Source organism: Nonomuraea sp. IBHARD001 (genome assembly GCF_056106265.1).
Genome location: NZ_JBWBBW010000002.1, coordinates 5,897,166 through 5,917,778, shown reverse-complemented (window position 1 = coordinate 5,917,778; position 20,613 = coordinate 5,897,166). Strand labels below are relative to the sequence as shown.

Sequence of the window (20,613 nt, the reverse complement as noted above, 5' to 3'; positions counted from 1 at the left end):
GCGACGTGTTCGAGGACCGCACGGTCGAGGCGCTCGCCGTCAGGGTCGCCGGGCGCGACGCCGTGAGCCAGGCGGAGGGCGTGCGGCCGTTCGCCCTCGTCGGCGAGCAGGTGCGCGCCGCGCTGCCCGAAGGGGTGCTCGACGCCTACCCGCTGTCCAGGGTGCAGGCGGGCATGGTCTACGAGATGCTCGCCGACGCCGAGCGCGGCAACTACCACAACGTCACCAGCTTCAGCCTCAAGGACGACGCCCCCTTCGACGAGGCGGCCCTGCGCCAGGCCGTCGCCGTGATCGTGGACAGGCACGAGGTGCTGCGTACCTCCATCGACCTCGACGGCCACGCCGAACCCCTGCAACGCGTGCACGCGCGTGCCGAGATGAGCGTCGGCTTCGCCGATCTGCGCGAGGAGGCCGACCAGGAGGCCGTGCTCGCCGCCTTCCTCGCGGCCGAGCGCCAGACGCCGTTCGACCTGGAGCGGGCGCCGCTGCTGAGGGTGTTCGCCCATCGCACGGGCGAGCTGACCTGGCGGCTGTCGCTCACCGAGTGCCACGCCATCCTGGAAGGCTGGAGCTACCACTCGTTGCTGATGGAGCTGCTGGGCTGTTACCGGGCCATCCGGGACGGCGTGCCGCCCCCGCCGCACCGGCCGGTCGCGATCCGCAGTGCCGACTTCGTCGCGGCCGAACTCGCCACCCTGGCGGACGAGGACACGCGCAGGCACTGGCAGGACGTCGTCGAGACGCATGCCAAGGTCGCCGTGCCGCAGGCGTGGGCCGACCCGGCGGGCGGGCGGGAGCCGTACCAGGTGCATCTGCCGCTGTTCGACCTGCACGACGGGTTGCGGCGGGTGGCCGAGTCGGCGGGCACACCGCTCAAGAGCGTGCTGCTCGGCGCGCATCTGAAGGTGATGGCCGGGCTGACGCACGAGCCCGCCTTCCACACCGGGCTGGTCTGCGACACCCGGCCGGAGGCGCTGGACGCCGACCGGCTCTACGGGATGTTCATCAACACCGTGCCCTTCCCGTTCACACTGAAGGCGCCGGACTGGCGGGGGCTGGCGCGTGACGCGTTCGCGGCCGAGACCGCGATGTGGCCGCACCGCAGGTTCCCGCTCCCGGCGATCCAGCGTGAGCTCGGCGGCGGGCCGCATCTGGTGCAGGTGTACTTCAACTACCTCGACTTCACCGTCGTCGACACCGCGCTGGTCGACCTGGCGGGCAGCATCGACGTCAGCCCCACCGAGTTCCCGCTGTCGGTGACCGTGCTCGGCGGCCTGCTCACGCTCACCTCGCGCCCCGACGTCCTGGCCCGCGAGCATGCCGACCGGCTGGTGGCCAGGTACGCCGAAGTGCTGGGCGCCATGGCGGCCGACCCCTACGGCGACGCCCTCCGCGGCACCGGCAGGCCGGATCCCGCCCCCGAGCTGCCCAGACCGCAGGCCACCGCCCTCGAGGTGATCGAGGAGAGCGCCAGACTGCTGCCCGACGGCGTCGCCGTCACCCTCTGGGACGGCCGCTCGCTCACCTACGCCGAACTCGACGCCCGGGCCAACCAGGTCGCCAGGCATCTGCGCGAGCTCGGCGCCGGGCCGGAGAGCGTCGTCGGCGTGTGCGTCGACAGGGGGGCCGACCTGCTGCCCGTGCTGCTCGGTGTGTGGAAGGCGGGCGCGGCCTACACCCCGCTCGAACCCGCGCACCCGGCCGAGCGCTGGGCCGCGGTGCTGGCCGACGCCGGGGCGTTGCTGGTCGTGGCCGATCCCGGCTACGCGCAGGCGCTGGGCGAGGTGTACCCGGGCCAGGTCGTCGAGACCGGCGCGTGGACCGGGCGACCGCGCACCAGGCCGCCCGGCAGGCCGGACCTCGACGGGCTGGCCTACATCATGTACACCTCGGGCTCGACCGGCAGGCCGAAGGGCGTGCTGATCGGCCACCGGGGCCTGGCCAACTACCTGTGGTGGACGGTCGAGCGTTACGCCGAGCACGGGTGCGGCGGCGCGCCGCTGTTCTCCTCGATCGCCTTCGACATGGTGGTGCCGAACCTCTTCACCCCGCTCATGATCGGCCAGCGCGTGCACATGCTGCCGCCCGGGCACGACCCGGACGACCTGGGCAGGCTGCTGGCCGCCGCCGCGCCCTACAGCTTCGTCAAGCTGACGCCCGGCCATGTCGAGATCCTCGTGCACCAGCTCGCACCCGGCGAGGCCGCCTCCCTGGCCGAACTGCTGGCGATCGGCGCCGATGCCTTCCCCTCGGGCGTGCTCGACCGCTGGCTGGCCGTGGCGGGCACGACCAGGTCGCTCAACGAGTACGGCCCGACCGAGATCTCCGTCGCCAACAGCACCTACGCCATCGACGGCCCGATCGAGGGCGACCTCGTCCCGATCGGCGTGCCGATACCCAACACCTCGATGTACGTCCTCGACCGCTGGCTCGAACCTGTGCTCGACGGGGTGACGGGCGAGATCTTCATCGGTGGTGACGGCGTCGCGCGCGGCTACAACGCCATGCCACGCCGCACGGCCGAACGCTTCGTCCCCGACCCCTACGGCCCTCCGGGCAGCAGGCTGTACCGCACCGGCGACCTCGGCAGCGTCCGGCCCGGCGGCGACGTCGACTTCCTCGGCCGGGTCGACGACCAGATCAAGATCCGCGGCTTCCGGGTCGAGCCCGGCGAGATCCAGAGCGTGCTGACCGGTCACCCGGACGTGCGCGAGGCCCTCGTCCTGGCCAGGGACGACAGGCTGGTGGCCTACTGGGTGCCCGAGCCCGGCGCGGGGGAGCTCGACCTGCTGGCCTGGTGCCGGCTGCGGCTGCCCGAGCACCTGGTGCCCTGGCGTGCGGTGGCGATCGCCGCGATCCCGCTCAACGCCAACGGCAAGGTCGACAGGAAGGCGCTGCCCGAGCCCGCCGACGACGACCGGGTCAGGCAGGCGCCCCGCACCGAGACCGAGCGGCGGGTGGCGGGCGTGTGGTCCGACCTGCTCGGCCTCGAACCCGGCGTGCACGACGACTTCTTCGCGCTCGGCGGCCACTCGATCACCGTCGTCAGGATGGTGTCGAGGCTGCGCGAGCTGTTCGGCGTCGCCCTGCCGATGCGCGCGGTGTTCGACCGGCCCACGGTCGAGGGCGTGGCCGCGCTGCTGGCCAAGGGCAGGGCGGCCGAGCCGATCCCGCGCGCCGACCGCGACGCGCCGATCCCGCTCTCACCCGCCCAGCGCCGCCTGTGGGTGCTCGACCGGCTCAACCCGGCGGGCCCCGAGTACCTCGTCCCCCTGGCCGTCAGGCTGAGCGGCCCGCTCGACCCGGCCGGGGTGCGGCGGGCGTGGGAGGCGATCGTGGCCAGGCACGAGATCCTGCGCACCCGCTACGCCGTGGTGGCGGGCGAGCCGGTCCAGGTCGTCGACCCGGCGGGGGAGATCTCCTTCGAGCACGTCGAGGTGGCGGGCACCGGAGAGGCCTGGCGGCTGGCGCTCGCCGCGGCCAGGCAGCCCTTCGACCTGGCGGGCGAGTGGCCGGTGCGGGTCAGGCTGCTCAGCCTCGGCCCCGACGATCACCTGGTGGTGGCGGTGCTGCATCACATCGCCTGCGACGGCTGGTCGGCCGGGCTGCTCGGCCGCGAGTTCGCCGCACTGTACGCCGGTGCCGAGCTGCAGCCACCGCCCGTGCAGTACGCCGACTACGCGGCCTGGCAGGCGGCGGGCGCCGATCCGGCCGCGCTGGAGTACTGGCGTGCCCAGCTCGCCGACGCCGAGCCGCTGCCGCTCCCGCTGGATCGGCCGAGGCCCGGCCTGCGCGACTGGGCGGGCGACGCCGTGCCGTTCACCGTGCCCGACACCACTGCGCGGGCGCTGCAGCGGATCGCGGCGGCCGAGGGCACGACGCTGTTCGTCACCCTGCTGGCCGCCTTCCAGGTGCTGCTGGCCAGGCGCACGGGCGCGGTGCGGGTGCCGATCGGCACTCCGGCCGCCGGACGCGAGCACCCCGACCTGGCCGCACTCGTCGGATGCACGGTCAACACCCTCGTCCTGCTGGGCGACCTGCGCGGCGACCCGGCGTTCACCGACCTGGTCCGGGCGGCCAGACGCACGCTGGCCGAGGCGATCGAGCACCAGGACGTGCCGTTCGAGACGCTGGTCGAGGAGCTCGTCGCCGAGCGCGACCTGTCACGCAACCCGCTGTTCGACGTGATGTTCGCACTCGACCACGCGGAGACGAGGGGAACCTGGGATCTCGCCGGGGCCACCCCGGTCGTGCTCGACCGCGCGGTGGCCAAGTTCGACCTGAACCTGCACCTGGACGACCACGGCGACGCGCTCGCCGGAATCCTGGAGTACGCCACCGGCCTGTTCGACCGCGCGAGCGCCGAACGCCTGACCGAAGACCTGCTCGCCCTGCTGGAGCAGATCGCGGCCGACCCCGGCGCCAGGCTGTCGCGCCTGGCCGTGCCGAACGCGCCCGCCGAGGTCGCCGCCGCGCCCGCCGTCGAGGCCGGGACGCACGACGGCGCGACCGTGCCGGACGCGGTGGCGGCCTGGGCGCGGCTGACCCCCGACGCCGTCGCCGTCACCGGCGCGAGCCCGGCGCACGGCGAGCTGACCTACGCCGAGCTGGACGCGAAGGCCCGCAGGATCGCCGGAGGCCTGTCCGCACTCGGCGCCGGCCCGGAGAGCGTCGTCGGCGTGTGCCTGGAGCGCGGCCCCGACCTGCTGGCGGCCCTGCTCGGCGTCTGGTACGCCGGAGCCGCCTACCTGCCGCTCGAACCGGCCTGGCCCGCCGCCAGGCGCACCGCCCTGCTGGCCGACGCCGGGGCGGGCGTGCTGCTCACCGCGCATCCGGCCGGGCCCGGCACGCTCACCCTGGAGGAGTGCCTGGCGGGCGAGGAGATCGAGCCCGTCTCGCCCGACCCGGGATCGCTCGCCTACGTGATCTACACATCCGGCTCGACCGGCGTGCCCAAGGGCGTCGAGATCGACCACGCCGCCCTGCACGCCTACCTGGCCGACGCCGCCGAGCGCTACGACGCGGCGCTCGGCTCAGCGGTCTTCTCCTCGGTCGCCTACGACATGGCGGTGACCGCGCTGTTCGCCCCGCTGCTGGCGGGCGGCCGGGTCTGCGTCCTGCCCGCAGACCTCGACCTGGCCGGGCTCGGCAGACTGCTGGCCGACGCCGGGCCCTACGGCTTCGTCAAGCTCACCCCCGGGCACCTGGAGGCCATGCTCGCCTCCAGGCCGGGACCGCTGCCCGCCACCCGGCACCTGGTCGTCGGCGGCGAGGCGCTGAGCCCGTCCCTGGTACGGCGCTGGCTGGAGGCGTCGCCCGGCACGACGGTGGTCAACGAGTACGGCCCGACCGAGACGACCGTCGCCTGCACCGCCCACCGTGCGCACGACCGCGACCTGCCCGCGCCCACCGCCGCCCGCACCCCCGTCGGCGCGCGCATCGCGGGGGCCGCCGTGCACGTCCTCGACCCGTGGTTCGACGGCGTCGCCACCGGTACGCAGGGCGAGGTGCTGATCGGCGGTGCCGGGGTGGCTCGCGGGTATCGGGGGCGTCCTGGTCTGACGGCGGAGCGTTTCGTGCCGGATCCGTTCGGTGCTCCGGGGAGTCGGTTGTATCGGTCGGGTGATGTGGGCCGGGTGCTGGTGTCGGGTGATCTGGATCTGCTGGGCCGGGTGGACGAGCAGGTGAAGATCCGGGGTTATCGGGTCGAGCCGGGTGAGGTGGCGGCCGTGCTGGCCGCGTGCCCGGATGTCGTGGAGGCGGTGGTGGTGGCGGCCGAGGGCAGGCTGGTCGCCTATGTCGTGCGCCGCGGTCCTGGTGATGTGCTGGAGTGGGCGCGCGAGCGGTTGCCTTCGTACCTGGTGCCGTGGCGGGTCGTCGACATCGACGCGGTGCCGCTCACCCCGAACGGCAAGCTCGCCAAGGCCGCCCTCCCCGCGCCCGTCGCCCCCGTGGGGCACGCCCCCCCGAGCAGCGCCGCCGAACGCCTGCTCAGCGAGGTCTGGGCCGAGTTGCTCGGCGTCGAACCCGGTGTGCACGACGACTTCTTCTCCCTCGGCGGTCACTCCATCATGGCCGTCAGGCTGCTGGCCAAGATCCAGGAGATCTTCCAGGTGGAGCTGGCATTCCGGACTCTTTTCGAGCGGCCAACCGTGGCCGGGCTCGCCCAAGCGGTCGAAGCGGCCATTCGCGCCCAGGTGGAGGACCTCACCGACGCGGAGGTCGCGGAGCAGAGAGGCAAACGGTCATGACGGACATCCTGCGCGAGGAGCTGATCCAGGCCAGGCTCGCGGGCAGCCGGACCGGACGGCAGAGCGCCATCCCCCGGGTACCGCGCGGCGGCCCGCTGCCCCTGTCGTTCGGGCAGCGGCGCCTCTGGGTGCTGGAACGGCTCGACCCCGACGGCGCCGAGTACCTCGTGCCGACCGTCATGCAGATGCCGGCCTCGCTCGAACCCGAGCTGGTCCGCGGCGCCTGGCAGCAGCTCGTCGAACGGCACGAGGCGCTGCGCACCAGGTACGTCCTGGTCGACGACGAGCCGATGCAGGTCATCGACACCGAGGGCGAGGTCGACTTCGACTTCCGCGTGATGGACAAGGACGAGGCCCTGCTGTGGGCCGACGCCGTCTCGCGCCAGCCCTTCGCCCTGCACGAGCAGTGGCCGGTCAGGGTACGGCTGGCCAGACTGCCGGGCGGCGACCACCTGCTGGTCGTGGTGCTGCACCACATCGCCTGCGACGCCTGGTCCAACGGCGTCATCGGCGAGGAGTTCGGCACGATCTACACCGCGCTCGCCGAAGGCCGCCCGCACGGCCTGCCCGAGCTGCCGGTGCAGTACGCCGACTACGCCGTGTGGCAGCGCGAGCGGCTGACCGGCGAGCTGCGCGAGCGGATACTCGGCTACTGGCGCGAACGCCTGGACGGCAAGCCCAGGCTCATGCTGCCGCTGGACCGCCCCAGGCCGCACGTGCGCGGCGGCACCGGCGGCACGGTGCCGTTCAGGGTGCCCGCCGAGGTCGCCGACCGGCTGCGCGACCTGGCCAAGGAGCACGACGCCACGCTGTTCATGGTGCTGCTCTCGGCCTTCCAGGGGCTGCTCGGACGGCACTGCGGCACCCGTGACGTGATCGTCGGCACCGTCGTGTGCGGCAGGACCAGGCCAGAGGTGGACCGCATGGTCGGGTTCCTGGTCAACACACTGGTCATCAGGACCAGCTGGCGGCCGGACACGACGCTCACCGAACTCGTCGGCCTGACCAGGTCGGCCATGCTGGGCGCCCTCGACAACCAGGACCTGCCGTTCGAGCAGCTGGTCGACGAGCTGCAGCCCGAACGCGACCCGTCGCGGATGCCGCTGTTCGACGTGATGTTCGGCTCGCAGACCGACGACTCGCTGCGGGTGGAGCTGGACGAGCTGGCCGCCACCCAGGTGGTGCCGGACTCGCCCGCGGCCAAGTTCGACCTGAGCGCCTATGTCGAGGACGAGGCCGACGGCGCGCTGCTCGGCCGGTTGGAGTTCGCCACCGCGATCTTCGACAGGTCCACCGTGACCCGGATGGCCCAGCAGTACGTGCGCCTGCTCGGCCTGCTGGCCGCCGACCCCACCGGCCTGGTCGGCCTGGCCGAGATCTTCGACGAGCCCAGCGAGCTGGACGGCGGCCCGCTGCACGAGGGGCCGCTCGTGCTCGACGACTTCGAGGCCAGGGTGCGCGAGAGCCCCGAGGCGGTGGCGGTCACGGCGGGCGAGCTCACCCTGACCTACGCCGAGCTCGACGTGCGCGCCAACCGCATCGCGCACCTGCTGCGCGGGCGCGGCGCCGGGCCCGAGTCCGTCGTCGGCGTCTGCCTGCCCAGGGGCGAGCACCTGATGCCCGCCCTGGTCGGCGTGTGGAAGGCGGGAGCCGCCTACCTGCCGCTCGACCCGGCCTTCCCCGACGAGCGCCGCCGGTTGATGCTCCAGGACGCGGGCGCCCGCCTGGTGCTCACCGAGGCGGAGCAGAGCGGCGTCGAGGCGGTGCATCCCCGCGCCGCCGAAGGCATGCCGGACGTGGCGCCGGCCCGGCGGACCGACCCGGGCCACCTGGCCTACGTGATCTACACATCCGGCTCGACCGGCCGTCCCAAGGGTGTCATGATCAGCCACGGCTCGCTCGCCGGGTACGTCGCCCACTCCGCGCGCTACATGGGCCCGACCGGCGGCGTGCCCGCCCTGCTCTCGGTGGCCTTCGACATCTGCGTGCCCGCCCTGTGGCCGCCGCTGATCACCGGCAGGCCCGTGCACCTGCTGCCCGACGACCTCGACCTGGCCGACCTCGGCAAGGAGCTGGTCAGGCACAGCCCGCACGCCTTCATCGACCTCACCCCCTCCCACCTGGAGCTGCTGACCCACCAGCTCAGCGCCGAGGAGGCGGCCAACCTCTCGCACCTGCTCGTGCTCGGCGGCCAGGCACTGCCCTACGCCCACATCGAGGCCTGGCGCGAGCTCGACCCGGACACGCCGCTCTACAACGAGTACGGCCCCACCGAGGCGACGGTCGGCTGCGCGCACCACCAGATCAGAGGCGTCGAGGAGGGCATCGTCCCGGTGGGCGTGCCGCTGCCCGGCGTCGGCGCGCACATCCTCGACGACGAGCTGCAGCCGGTCCCGCCGGGCGTGGTCGGCGAGCTGTGCGTCACCGGGCCTGGCCTGGCACGCGGCTACCTCGGCAGACCGGGCCTGACGGCCGAACGGTTCGTGCCCGCGCCGGGAGGCGGACGCCTCTACCGCACCGGCGACCTGGCCGTGCTCTCCGCACAGGGCGTGCTGCGCTTCCTCGGCCGGGCCGACGAACAGGTCAAGATCCGCGGTTACCGCATCGAGCCCGGCGAGATCGCCGCCGTGCTGCGCGAGCACGAGCAGGTCAGGGAGGCGGTCGTGCTGGCCAGGGAGCACCAGCAGGGCGGCCTGCGCCTGTTCGCCTATGTCACGCTCACGGCTGTCACGCGCACGGCCGAAGGCGACGCCGGCACCGCACAGCAGGTGCTGGCGCACTGCAGGCTGCGGCTGCCCGACTACATGGTCCCCGCCGACGTCGCCGTGCTCGACGCGATCCCGCTGACCCCGCACGGCAAGATCGACACAGCCGCCCTGCCCGCACCCGGCCCCGGCGCGGCCACGCTCTTCCAGCCGCCGGGCACTGAGACCGAAGAGGTGCTGGCCGAGGTGTGGACCGAGGTGCTCGGCGTCGCGAACCCGGGCGTGCACGACGACTTCTTCGCCGCGGGAGGCGACTCCATCAGCGCCATCCGGATGATCGCCGGCATCAGGGAGGCGTTCGAGATCGACCTGCCGTTCCGCACCTTCTTCGCCGGTCCCACGATCGCCGTGCTCGCCGTCGAGGTCGAGGAGGCCGTACGCGCCGACATCGAGCGCATGTCCTACGACGAGCTCGTGGCCTACGGCGAGGAGTCATGACGAACACCACCGACCAGGCGGCGGCAGCGGCCGCGGCGGCGCTGCGCGAGGACCTCATCAAGCGGCGGCTGGCCGGATCGCGGCGCAGACGGCAGGGCATCACGCCCGTCGACCGCAGTGGGCCGCTGCCCCTGTCGTTCGGCCAACGGCGCCTGTGGCTGCTCAACCAGCTCGACCCCGACAGCCCCGAGTACCTCGTGCCGATGGCCATGCGGCTGCGCGGCCCGCTCGACACCTCCGCCGTGTGGCGGGCGTGGGACGCCATGGCCGGACGGCACGAGATCCTCCGTACCCGGTATGTCGTCGTGGACGGCGAGCCCGTGCAGGTGGTCGACGAGGTCGCGCCGGTGCCGGTCAGGCAGAGCGACCTGAGCGCGCTGCCGCCGTCCGAACGGCTGCCCGCCGTCATGGCGCGCTTCGAGCAGGAGGCGCGCACGCCGTTCGACCTGGCGAAGGAGTGGCCGCTGCGGGTCTGGCTGGCCGAGCTCGACGCCGAGGACCACGTGATGGTGGCGGTCTACCACCACATCGCCTTCGACGGCTGGTCGCTCGGCGTGATCGACGCCGAGTGGCCCGCCCTCTATCTCGGCTACGCCCTGGGCCAGGCCGACCCGGCCGCCGACCTGCCGCCGCTGCCCGTGCAGTACGGCGACTACGCGACCTGGCAGCGCGGGCGCGTCTCCGGTCTGCAGGAGCGCGAGCTGGCCTACTGGCACGGGCAACTCGCCGGCCTGCCCGCCCTCGACCTGCCCACCGACCGGCCCAGGCCCGCGGTGCGCGACTGGGCGGGCGCCAAGGTGCGTTTCGCGGTGACGCCCGAGCTGACCGAGCGGCTGCGCCAGGTCGGCAGGGAGCGGCAGGCGACGCTGTTCATGGTGTTGATCACAGCACTGCAGATGATGCTGTCCAGGTACACCGGCCAGCGCGACATCGCCGTCGGCACGCCGGTCGCCGGGCGCACGCCGCCCGAGCTGGCCCGCATGATCGGCTTCACCGTGAACACCCTGGTGATCCGCGGCTCCTGGAGCGGCGACCCGGCCTTCCCCGACCTGCTCGACCGCACGCGCACGGCCGTGCTCGACGCGCTGGACCACCAGGAGGTGCCGTTCGAACGACTGGTCGACGACCTCGAACCCGAACGGGACATGTCACGCACCCCGCTGTTCCAGGTGATGTTCGGCCTGCACAACGAGGAGTCGGGCGAGGGCGACTACGGCACGCTGAAGGCCGAGACACTGCTCACCGAGGGATCGGTCGCCAAGTTCGACCTCAACCTGCACTTCGAGGAGACCTCGGCCGGAGGCCTGTCCGGTGTGCTCGACTACGCCACCGCCCTGTTCGACCGGGAGAGCGCCACGCGCATGGCCGGGCACCTGCACCGCCTGCTGCATGCCGTCGCCGCCGACCCCGACCGGCCGCTGTCGGCGTTCACCCTGGTCTCGCCTGGCGAGCTCACCGTGCCCGCCCCCGTGCCCTGCCCCGACACCGCGCCGCTCGTCGGCCGGGTGGTCGAGCAGGCCGGGCTGCGTCCGGACGCGGTCGCCGTCGTCGTGCCCGCCGAACCCGGCTCGGGTCAGACGCGCACCGAACTCACCTACGCCGATCTCGACGAGCGCTCCGACCGCCTGGCCTGGCGGCTGCGCGAACGCGGCGCCGGGCCCGAGGTCCGGGTCGCGGTGTGCCTGCCGCGAGGCGAGCACCTGGTGCCCGCGCTGCTGGCGGTCAGCAAGGCGGGAGCCGCCTACGTGCCGCTCGACCCCGGCCACCCGCAGGCCAGGCTGCGCATGATGCTCGACGACAGCGGCGCGAGCCTGGTCGTCACCGACGAGGCGCACGCCGGGCTGTTCGCCGGCCTGCCGGTGCTGACGGTCGAGGAGCAGGGCGGCGAGCGCGGCCCGATCACCCCCGTGCACGAGGACAACCTCGCCTACGTCATCTACACCTCGGGCTCGACCGGCCGCCCCAAGGGAGTCGCCGTCACCCATGCGAACCTGGCCAGGCTGCTCGGCGTCACCCGCACCGGCTACGCCTTCGCCGAGGACGACGTCTGGACGCTCTTCCACTCGGCCGCTTTCGACGTCTCGGTATGGGAGATGTGGGGCGCGCTGGCCACCGGCGGCAGGCTCGTCGTCGTGCCCTACGGCGTCTCGCGCTCGCCCGAGGAGTTCCGCGACCTGCTCGCCGCCGAACGCGTCACCGTGCTCAACCAGACGCCGTCCGCCTTCTACGGCCTGGCCAAGGCGGCCGAAGGACCGGGCGACCTGCGTCTGGTGATCTTCGCGGGCGAACGGCTCGACACCTCGGGCCTGCCGCGGTGGCCGGGCGTCGAGCTGGTCAACATGTACGGCATCACCGAGACGACCGTGCACGTCACCCGGCACGACCTGGCCGCGACCGCGGGCGAGCCCGAAGGCGAGGGCAGCAGGATCGGCCGGGCGCTCGACGACCTCAGCGCCGTCGTCGTCGACTGCTACGGCGACGGCGCGGCCGTGGGGGTTGCCGGTGAGCTGCACGTCGGCGGTGCGGGCGTGGCCAGGGGCTACCTCGGGCTGCCCGGCCGTACGGCCGAGCGGTTCGTGCCAGATCCCGACGGGCCGCCGGGGTCGCGGCGCTACCGCAGCGGCGACCGGGCCAGGCTGCGGGCCGACGGCACGCTGGAGTTCCTCGGGCGCATCGACGACCAGATCGCGCTGCGCGGACACCGGATCGAACCCGGCGAGGTCCAGGCCGCCTTGACCAGGCATCCGGACGTGCGCGAGGCCGCTGTCGTCGTGCGCGACGGCAGGCTGGTCGCCTATGTGACGCCGGGCGAGGCCGGGCAGCCGCCCGCCGATCTGCGCGAGCACTGCGCCGCCAGGCTGCCGTCGTACATGGTTCCGGCGATCTTCGTGAGCTTGGCGGCGCTGCCGCTGACCGGCAACGGCAAGCTCGACAGACGCGCTCTGCCCGCCCCCGCCCAGGCCTCGGGCGGGCAGGGCGTGCTTCCGCCCGAGACGCGCACCCAGGCGCTCATGGCCGCGGTCTGGGCCAGGGCGCTCGAGCTTGCCGCCGTCGGCGTCGGCGAGGACTTCTTCGTCCTGGGCGGCGACTCGCTGCGTGCGGTGGCGCTGGTGGGCGAGCTGCGCGCGGCCGGGTTCGACGTGTCGGTGCGCGACCTGTTCGAACGCAGGACGGTCGCCGCCCTGGCCGCGCTCGCCGACGGGCGGCCCGCCGCCGAGCAGGCCGCCCCCGTGGCGCCGTTCGAGCTGCTCGGGCCGGGCGAGAGGGACCTGGTGCCCGAGGGGGCCGTGGACGTCTACCCGCTGTCGCGGATCCAGGCGGGCATGGTCTACCAGTCGCTGCTGCATCCGGGCAGGCACTACTACCACGACCTGTTCTCCTTCGCGATCCCCGACGACCGGCCCTTCGACGCCGAGGCGTTGCGTGCGGCGATCGGCCTGGCGGCCGGACGGCACGAGAACCTGCGCACCTCCGTCGACCTGGCCTCCTACTCGGTGCCCATGCAGGTCGTGCATGCCCGTGCCGAGGTGCCGCTCGACGTGCGCGACCTGCGGGGGCTGTCGGAAGGCGATCGGGCCGAGGCGCTGGCGCGGCTGGCCGACGAGGAGCGCGAGCGGCCCTTCGAGCTGGAGCGCGCGCCGCTGCTCAGGCTGTTCGCCCTGGTGGAGAGCGACGAGCGCTGGCACCTGGGGATGACGCTGCACCATGTCATGATCGAAGGCTGGAGCCAGCACCTGCTGCTGATGGAGCTGGTGGCCGACTACCGGGCGATCAGGGACGGCCTCGCGCCGCCCGAGCACAGGACGGCGGCCGTCCGGCATGCCGACTTCGTCGCGGCCGAGCAGGCCTCGCTCGCCTCCGAGCCCGACATCGGCTTCTGGGAGCGCACGCTGTCGGGCAGGCCGCGCTGGGAGCCGCCCGCGCACTGGGCGGGCGCCGGTCAGCAGATCGACCAGACCAGGGTCGACCTGCTCGACGCCTACGAGGGGCTGCTGCGGCTGGCGGCGGTCGCTGGCGTGCCGCTGAAGAGCGTGCTGCTGGCGGCGCATCTGAAGGTGCTCGACACCTTCGCGGGCGACACGCGCTTCCACACCGGGCTGCTCGTCGACGCCAGACCCGAGGTCGCCGGGGCCGACCGGGTGCACGGCATGTTCCTCAACATGGTGCCCTTCCCGTTCGAACTGCGCGCGCCGACCTGGCGTGAGCTGGTCAGGCAGGTGTTCGACGACGAGGTGGCGCTGTGGCCGCATCGGCGTTACCCACTGCCCGAGATGCAGCGCAGATGGGGCGAAGGCGGCGATCTGCTGCCCGCGTTCTTCAACTATCTCGACTTCCGGGTGGTCGACGCCGGGAGCGTCGATCTCATGGACAGCGGCGGCGAGGTGCCCAACGAGTTCCCGCTGCAGGTGACGACGCTCAGCGGCACCCTCACCCTGACCACGCACCGCGACGTCATCGGCGAGGAGGCGGCGGCCACCCTGGCCGCGACCTACCGGCTGGTCATCGACGCCATGGCCGCCGACCCCGAAGGCGACGCCCTGGCCGTACGGCTGCCCGCCGACGCCGCCGCGCCCGCGCCCGTCCTCGCGCGGGCCGGCGCCGCCGCCTGGGCGAGTGTGCCCGAGGCGATCGCGGCCAGGAGGGGCGAGGAGGTCGCGCTGTCGTGGGGGAGCGGCGAGGTCATGACCTATCGCGAGCTCGACCTGCGGGCCAGACGGGTCGCGGGCAGGCTCGGCGCGCTCGCGCCCGAGACCGTCGTCGGCGTGTGCCTGGAACGCGGCCCCGACCTGGTGGCGTCGCTGCTCGGCGTCTGGTACGCCGGAGGCGCCTACCTGCCGCTCGAACCGTCGTGGCCGAAGGCGCGCACGGCGTCTCTCCTGGCGGACGCGGGGGCGAGGCTGCTGATCGCGGATCCGGACACCGGGGTGACGCCTACGATCACGGAGCCGGGCGTCTTCGGTGGTGTCACGCTGGTCACCCCGGCCGACTGCGCCGGAGCCCACCCCGCCGAGCCCAGGCCGGTCGACCCCGGCACGCTCGCCTACGTCGTCTACACCTCTGGCTCGACCGGCCGCCCCAAGGGCGTGGAGGTGACGCACGCCAACCTGGCCGCCTACCTCGGGCACGCCAGTGGGCGGGGCAGCTCGGTCCTGCTGTCGTCGGCGGCGTTCGACCTGGCGGTCACCGCGCTGTTCGGCCCGCTCACCGGCGGGCACCGGCTGCACCTGCTGCCGCCGGACCCCGACCTCGACGACCTGGCCGGACTGCTGGCCGAAGGCGGCCCCTACGACTTCGTCAAGCTCACCCCCTCCCACCTGGAGCTGCTGTCACGCTCGGGCCGCCCGGTGGAGGCGTCGACCTGGCTCGTCGGCGGCGAGACGCTGAGCCCCTCCCTCGTACGGCGCTGGCTGCGTGCCGCGCCCGGCACGACGGTGATCAACGAGTACGGCCCGACCGAGACGACCGTCGCCTGCTCGGTGTTCACCGCCGGGCCGGACGCCGAGGGCCAGCGCGTGCCGATCGGCAGGCCGATGCCCGGGGCCGACCTGCGCGTGCTCGACCGCTGGTACGAGCCGTGCCCGCCGGGCACACCCGGCGAGGTGCTGATCGGCGGCGCCGGGGTGGCTCGCGGGTATCGGGGGCGTCCTGGTCTGACGGCGGAGCGTTTCGTGCCGGATCCGTTCGGTGCTCCGGGGAGTCGGTTGTATCGGTCGGGTGATGTGGGCCGGGTGCTGGTGTCGGGTGATCTGGATCTGCTGGGCCGGGTGGACGAGCAGGTGAAGATCCGGGGTTATCGGGTCGAGCCGGGTGAGGTGGCGGCCGTGCTGGCCGCGTGCCCGGATGTCGTGGAGGCGGTGGTGGTGGCGGCCGAGGGCAGGCTGGTCGCCTATGTCGTGCGCCGCGGTCCTGGTGATGTGCTGGAGTGGGCGCGCGAGCGGTTGCCTTCGTACCTGGTGCCGTGGCGGGTCGTCGACATCGACGCGGTGCCGCTCACCCCGAACGGCAAGCTGGACAAGGCCGCCCTCCCGGCGCCGGGCGAAGGCGCCGAAAGGCGCTCGCGCCAGCCGGACACCGCCACCGAGATCGTGCTGGCCGCCGTCTGGCGTGAGGCGTTCGGGCACGACGAGATCGGGGCCGAGGACGACTTCTTCGACTTGGGCGGCCACTCGCTGCTCATGCTGCGCGTCGTCGCCATCGCGGCCAAGCGCGGGCTGTCGGTCAGGGCGCGCGACATCCTCGAACTGCGCACGATCGCCGCGATCGCCAGGCGCGTCGACCCCGCCCTGGCCGAGGCCCCTCCCGGAGAGCTCATCTGGCTGCGCGAACGCGCCGACCACACCAGGCCGCTGCTCGTCGTGCACCCGGCCGGTGGCAGCTCGCACTGGTACCTGCCGCTGGCCGACCGGCTGGCCAGGCCGGTCGCCGCCTTCGCCGTGCCCGGCCTCGACGTCGCCGCCGACATCGGCACGCTGGCCGCGCACTACCTGGCGCGCCTGCGTGCCGAAGGGCTCGACGACGGCACGCCCTACGACGTGCTCGCCTGGTCGTCGGGCAGCGTCGTCGCCTGGGAGATGGCGTTGCGCCTGATCGCGGACGGGTACTCGGCGCCGCGCCTGACGCTCGTCGACCCGATGGCCGACCTGCCGGGCAGCGACGTCGGCGAGGAGACGTTCGACCTGCTGGAAGGGCTGCTCGGCCAGCGCGGCGGCAGCCGCCTGACCAGAGGGCTCGCCGGGTACCGCGCCAGAAGGCTGCTGGCCGACCTCGGCATCGCCGCGGCGCGCGACGACCTCGAAGGGCTCGCCGCCGAGATCTCGCTGTGGCGCACCCTCGACCGGGCGAGCGCCGCCTACCGCTTCAAGCCCCTGCCCATCCCCGTGCACCTGGTCGCCAGCGACGACTGCGCCAGCGGCCAGCACTCGGTGACGGGGCATCTGCCGTACGAGACCTATCTGGAGCGCTGGCGCGAGCTGGCGGGAGGCGGGCTCACGGTCAAGCGGCTCGGCTGCAGTCACAGAGGCGTCTTCCATCCTCCCTACATCGAGCATCTCACCGAGGTGACCTCATGATCCGCCACCTGCTCACCGTCGCCGACCTGTCAGACGCCGACCTCGCCGCCCTGGTCGAACGCGGTCGTGCCCTCGCCGCCGGGCAGGGGCCCGCCGACACCCTGCGCGGGCGGGTGGTCGGCGTCTACTTCACCAAGACCTCCACCCGCACCCGCACCGCCTTCTCCTCGGCGGCGCTGCGGCTGGGCGCGGGCGTCGTCGCGTACGGCCCGAACGACCTGCAGCTCAACACCGGCGAGACCCTCCAGGACACCGGCAAGGTGCTGTCGGGCATGCTGGACGGGCTCGTCGTCAGGACGGCCGGACCCGTCAGCGAGATGGCCGCGCTCGCCGCACAGGGCCGGATGGCCGTCGTCAACGCGATGAGCGCCGAGGAGCACCCCACGCAGGCGCTCGCCGACCTCACCGCCATGGCGGTGCGCTTCGGCAGCCTCGAAGGCCTGCGCGTGCTCTATGTCGGCGAGGGCAACAACACCGCGTCGGCGCTGGCCCTGGCCCTGCCCCGCTTCCCCGGCGCCGAGCTGTACCTGCGCACGCCGCCCGGCTACGGCCTGAACACGACGGGCCTCGACGAGCAGCACACGATGGACGACCTGCCGGACAAGGTGGACGTCGTCTACACCACCCGATGGCAGACCACGGGCACGGTCAAGCCGGACCCCGAATGGCGATCGGCCTTCGCGCCGTTCCAGGTGACGGCCGAGCTGATGGAGCGCTACCCGGGTGCGAGCTTCATGCACGACCTGCCCGCGCACCGGGGCGAGGAGGTCACGGCCGAGGTGCTCGACGGCCCGGCCAGCATCGCCTTCGACCAGGCCCACACCAAGATGCACAGTGCGATGGCCGTCCTGGAGTGGGCGCTCGGAGGTGGGCGGTCGTGACCTCGATCCGCGGTGAGCGGCTGCTGGCCGACATCGCCGCACTCGCCGCCTTCGGCGCCAGACCGGACGGCGGCATCGACCGGCTGGCCGGTTCGCCCGCCGACCTGGCCGCACGCGACTGGCTGGCCGGACGCATCACCGAGGCGGGCTGCCTGGCCTGGCGCGACGCCGCGGGCAACCTGTTCGGCAGGTCGCCCGGCGGATCGGGCCCACGCCTGCTCACCGGCTCGCACACCGACACGGTGCCAGGCGGCGGACGCCTCGACGGCGCCTACGGCGTCCTGGCCGCGCTGGAGGTCCTGCGTACCCTGCACGAGAGCGGTCACCCGGCGGCACGCACGCTGGAGATCGTGAACTTCTGGGACGAGGAGGGCGCCGCGCCCACCTCCACCGGCGGACTGGTCGGCTCCACCGCCTTCTGCCAGGGCGAGCACCCCCGCGAGATCGCCGCCTTCGTCGAACTGCACATCGAACAGGGCCCCCGGATGGAACAGGCCGGCCTCGACCTGGCCGTCGTCGAGGGCATCGTCGGCATCGACCGCCACACCGTCACCCTGTACGGCGAGGCCAACCACGCCGGGACCACGCCGATGGACCAGCGCGCCGACGCGGCCAGGGCGGCGGCCCGCGTCCTGGTGGCGGTGCGCGACCTGGCCACGACCGGCATGGTGGCCAATGTCGGCTGCGTGGAGGTCGTGCCGGGCGCCCCGAACGTCATCCCCGGCCAGGCCCGCCTGGTGGTGGAGTTCCGCGCCGCGACGAAGGAGGCGCTCGACCTGGCCGCGGCCAGACTGCGCGAGCACGCCGACGCCGTCGCCGCCGAGGAGGGCTGCACGGCCGAGGTCGAACAGCTCTCCCACAAGCCGGAGTCCAGGTTCGACCCCGGACTCCGCGATCTCCTGGGCGACGCGTGCCGTCGCCTGGGCGTCCCCTGGACCAGCATGGTGAGCTTCGCCGGGCACGACGCGGGCGTGCTGAGCCGCGCCGTACCGACGGCCATGCTGTTCGTGCCCAGCACCGGCGGTGTCAGCCACGCCCCTGCCGAGCACACGCCCGACCGGCAGCTCGTCCTGGGCTGTCAGGCACTACTCGAAACGGTTGTCTCCTGGTCCCGCGTCTCCGATCTGGTGACGCGCGGGCCCGACCTGGTGAGAGGAGAACGGACATGACGGCAGTGCGCGTGCGAGGACTGCGCAAGCAGTACAGCGGTGTGAGCGCGGTCGACGGTATAGATCTGGACATCCAGCAGGGCGAGGTCTTCGGCCTGCTGGGCCCCAACGGCGCGGGCAAGACCACGACGGTGGAGATCCTCGAAGGGCACAGGTACCGCGACTCCGGCGAGGTGAGCGTGCTCGGCGTCGACCCGGGCAAGGCCACGGCGTCCTGGCGTGACCGCATCGGCATCGTGTGGCAGAGCACGGCCGACACCCCCGAACTGACGGTCGCCGAGATCGTCAGGGGGTTCGCGCACTACTACCAGCGGCCCCGCGACCCCGACGAGGTCATCGAGCAGGTCGGCCTGACCGAGCAGGCGGGCAAGCTCGTCTACCGGCTCTCGGGCGGCCAGCGGCGCAGGCTCGACGTGGCGCTCGGCGTCATCGGCAACCCCGACCTGCTCTTCCTCGACGAGCCGACCACCGGCCTCGACCCCAAGGCCCGCCGCAGGTTCGCCGCCCTCATCGGCGACCTGGCCAAGGAGGGCACCACGATCCTGCTCACCACGCACTACCTGGAGGAGGTCGAGGCACTGGCCGACAGGCTCGCGGTCATCGCCAGGGGCAAGATCGTGGCCGAGGGCCTGCCGCAGACGCTCGGCGGGCGGGCCACGGCCGTCTCGACCGTGCGCTGGGTGGCCGACGACGGGCCGAAGTCCGTCGAGACCGAGACGCCGACCGAGTTCGTCCTGGACCTGGCCACCAGGTTCGACGGCGAGATCCCCGGCCTGGCGGTCTCCAGGCCCACCCTCGAAGAGGTCTACCTGCGTCTCATCGGCGACACCGACGACCTGGCGGACGACGGCGCATCAGCGGACACAACGGGAGCGAGCGATGACTGACACGACCAGCGGCGCCACCCTGACCGCACCACGGGAACCCCGGCCCGTCGCCCCCGCCAGACGCCTGGAGCCGCGCCGCGCGCTGCGGCTGGGGCTGCTGCGCACGGTGATGGAGCTGAAGATGTTCTTCAGGGAGAAGGACCAGATCGCCTTCGTCTTCTCCATCGCCGTCGTCATGCTGATCATCCTGGCCTCGATCTTCACCACCCAGTACCGCGGCCTGAACGTCACCGTCTCCCAGGTCTACGTCGCCGGGCTGATCGGCACCGGCATTATGGCCGTCTCCTTCCAGAACCTCGGCATCGCCATCGCCGTCGAACGCGACCTCGGCGGGCTGCGCAGGCTCACCGGCAGCCCGATGCCGCCCAGCGCGTACTTCATCGGCAAGATGGGCAGCGTGCTGGTCATCGCGATCATCCAGATCGCGATCCTGCTGGCGATCGGCGTCATCTTCTACGACCTGACGCTGCCCTCGACGATCGGGCCCTGGCTGACCTTCACCTGGGTGTTCCTGCTCGGGCTCAGCGCCATGACCATGCTCGGCATCGCCGCGAGCAGCGTGCCGCGCTCGCACCGCAGCGCCACGGCCGTCATCACGCTGCCGTTCGTCGCGCTGCAGTTCGTCTCGGGCACCTTCCTGCCGCACACCGACGTGCCCGACTGGCTGCTCAACCTGTCGGGGATCTTCCCGCTGAAGTGGCTGTGCCAGGGCATGCGCGGGGTCTTCCTCGGTCCTGAGGCCGCCGTCCTGGAGGTCGCGGGCTCCTACGAGATGGAGCGGGTCGCGCTGGTGCTCGGCGCCTGGACCGTGGGCGGGCTCATCCTGTGCCTGCTCACCTTCCGCTGGAAGAGCGCACGAGCGGGCTAGTCTCGCGCCCGGCCGTACACCTCGATCGCACGGCCGTCCGGGTCGGTCAGCACCTGCCGCCCGTACGGCCGCGCGGCGATCTCGAACCCCAGACGCAGCGATCCCGTCGCGGGCCTGCGTCCGGCCGGGTAGAGCTCGAACACGGTGCCGTCGGGCAGGACGGCCGCGTGGTGCGCGGGCCCGTTCCCGTGCTGCTCGGGGGTGAACTCCAGGCCGAGTCCGGTGTAGAACGCCCGGCACTCGTCGAGCCTGTCGGTGTAGATCACCACGAGGTTCATCCGCAT

8 protein-coding genes (1 of these 8 cut by a window edge) are annotated in these 20,613 nt (G+C 73.1%); 7 read left to right on the top strand and 1 reads right to left on the bottom strand.

The window, feature by feature from the left end; all coding sequences use genetic code 11:
- The 7 genes in view from ACTWNK_RS29070 to ACTWNK_RS29040 are tightly spaced (each overlapping or abutting the next) and all read left to right on the top strand, a layout consistent with a single transcriptional unit that may run on beyond the window.
- Positions 1-6,251, top strand: partial view of a non-ribosomal peptide synthetase gene (locus ACTWNK_RS29070; protein ID WP_474307728.1) — the 3' portion only. Its footprint begins 3,073 nt before the window's first position; the window shows 6,251 of its 9,324 coding nt (coding positions 3,074-9,324); the start codon falls outside the window, past its left edge; it ends in the stop codon at positions 6,249-6,251.
- Complete coding sequence (locus tag ACTWNK_RS29065) at positions 6,248-9,454, top strand: non-ribosomal peptide synthetase (RefSeq protein WP_474307727.1); 3,207 nt, start codon at positions 6,248-6,250, stop codon at positions 9,452-9,454. Before ACTWNK_RS29070 ends, ACTWNK_RS29065 begins: the two co-directional genes overlap by 4 nt.
- Positions 9,451-16,524, top strand: a complete 7,074-nt coding sequence (locus ACTWNK_RS29060; RefSeq protein WP_474307726.1) for an amino acid adenylation domain-containing protein — start codon at positions 9,451-9,453, stop codon at positions 16,522-16,524. Before ACTWNK_RS29065 ends, ACTWNK_RS29060 begins: the two co-directional genes overlap by 4 nt.
- Complete coding sequence (locus ACTWNK_RS29055; protein ID WP_474307725.1) at positions 16,521-17,405, top strand: ornithine carbamoyltransferase; 885 nt, start codon at positions 16,521-16,523, stop codon at positions 17,403-17,405. The genes ACTWNK_RS29060 and ACTWNK_RS29055 overlap by 4 nt, the downstream gene beginning before the upstream one ends.
- On the top strand, positions 17,402-18,574 hold the full coding sequence (locus tag ACTWNK_RS29050) for a M20/M25/M40 family metallo-hydrolase (protein WP_474307724.1): 1,173 nt from the start codon (positions 17,402-17,404) through the stop codon (positions 18,572-18,574). The genes ACTWNK_RS29055 and ACTWNK_RS29050 overlap by 4 nt, the downstream gene beginning before the upstream one ends.
- Complete coding sequence (locus ACTWNK_RS29045) at positions 18,571-19,461, top strand: ABC transporter ATP-binding protein (protein WP_474307723.1); 891 nt, start codon at positions 18,571-18,573, stop codon at positions 19,459-19,461. The genes ACTWNK_RS29050 and ACTWNK_RS29045 overlap by 4 nt, the downstream gene beginning before the upstream one ends.
- A complete protein-coding gene (locus ACTWNK_RS29040) occupies positions 19,454-20,329 on the top strand; it encodes an ABC transporter permease (RefSeq protein ID WP_474307722.1) in 876 nt (291 codons plus the stop codon). The genes ACTWNK_RS29045 and ACTWNK_RS29040 overlap by 8 nt, the downstream gene beginning before the upstream one ends.
- Here ACTWNK_RS29040 and ACTWNK_RS29035 read toward each other — a convergent pair.
- Complete coding sequence (locus ACTWNK_RS29035; protein WP_474307721.1) at positions 20,326-20,613, bottom strand: VOC family protein; 288 nt, start codon at positions 20,611-20,613, stop codon at positions 20,326-20,328. The two genes, ACTWNK_RS29040 and ACTWNK_RS29035, sit on opposite strands and share 4 nt — an antisense overlap.

Coding starts and splice junctions, on each gene's coding strand:
- ACTWNK_RS29065 (WP_474307727.1), top strand. CDS start 6,248: ATGACGGACATCCTGCGCGAGGAGCTGATCCAGGCCAGGCTCGCGGGC.
- ACTWNK_RS29060 (WP_474307726.1), top strand. CDS start 9,451: ATGACGAACACCACCGACCAGGCGGCGGCAGCGGCCGCGGCGGCGCTG.
- ACTWNK_RS29055 (WP_474307725.1), top strand. CDS start 16,521: ATGATCCGCCACCTGCTCACCGTCGCCGACCTGTCAGACGCCGACCTC.
- ACTWNK_RS29045 (WP_474307723.1), top strand. CDS start 18,571: ATGACGGCAGTGCGCGTGCGAGGACTGCGCAAGCAGTACAGCGGTGTG.
- ACTWNK_RS29040 (WP_474307722.1), top strand. CDS start 19,454: ATGACTGACACGACCAGCGGCGCCACCCTGACCGCACCACGGGAACCC.
- ACTWNK_RS29035 (WP_474307721.1), bottom strand. CDS start 20,613: ATGCGGATGAACCTCGTGGTGATCTACACCGACAGGCTCGACGAGTGC.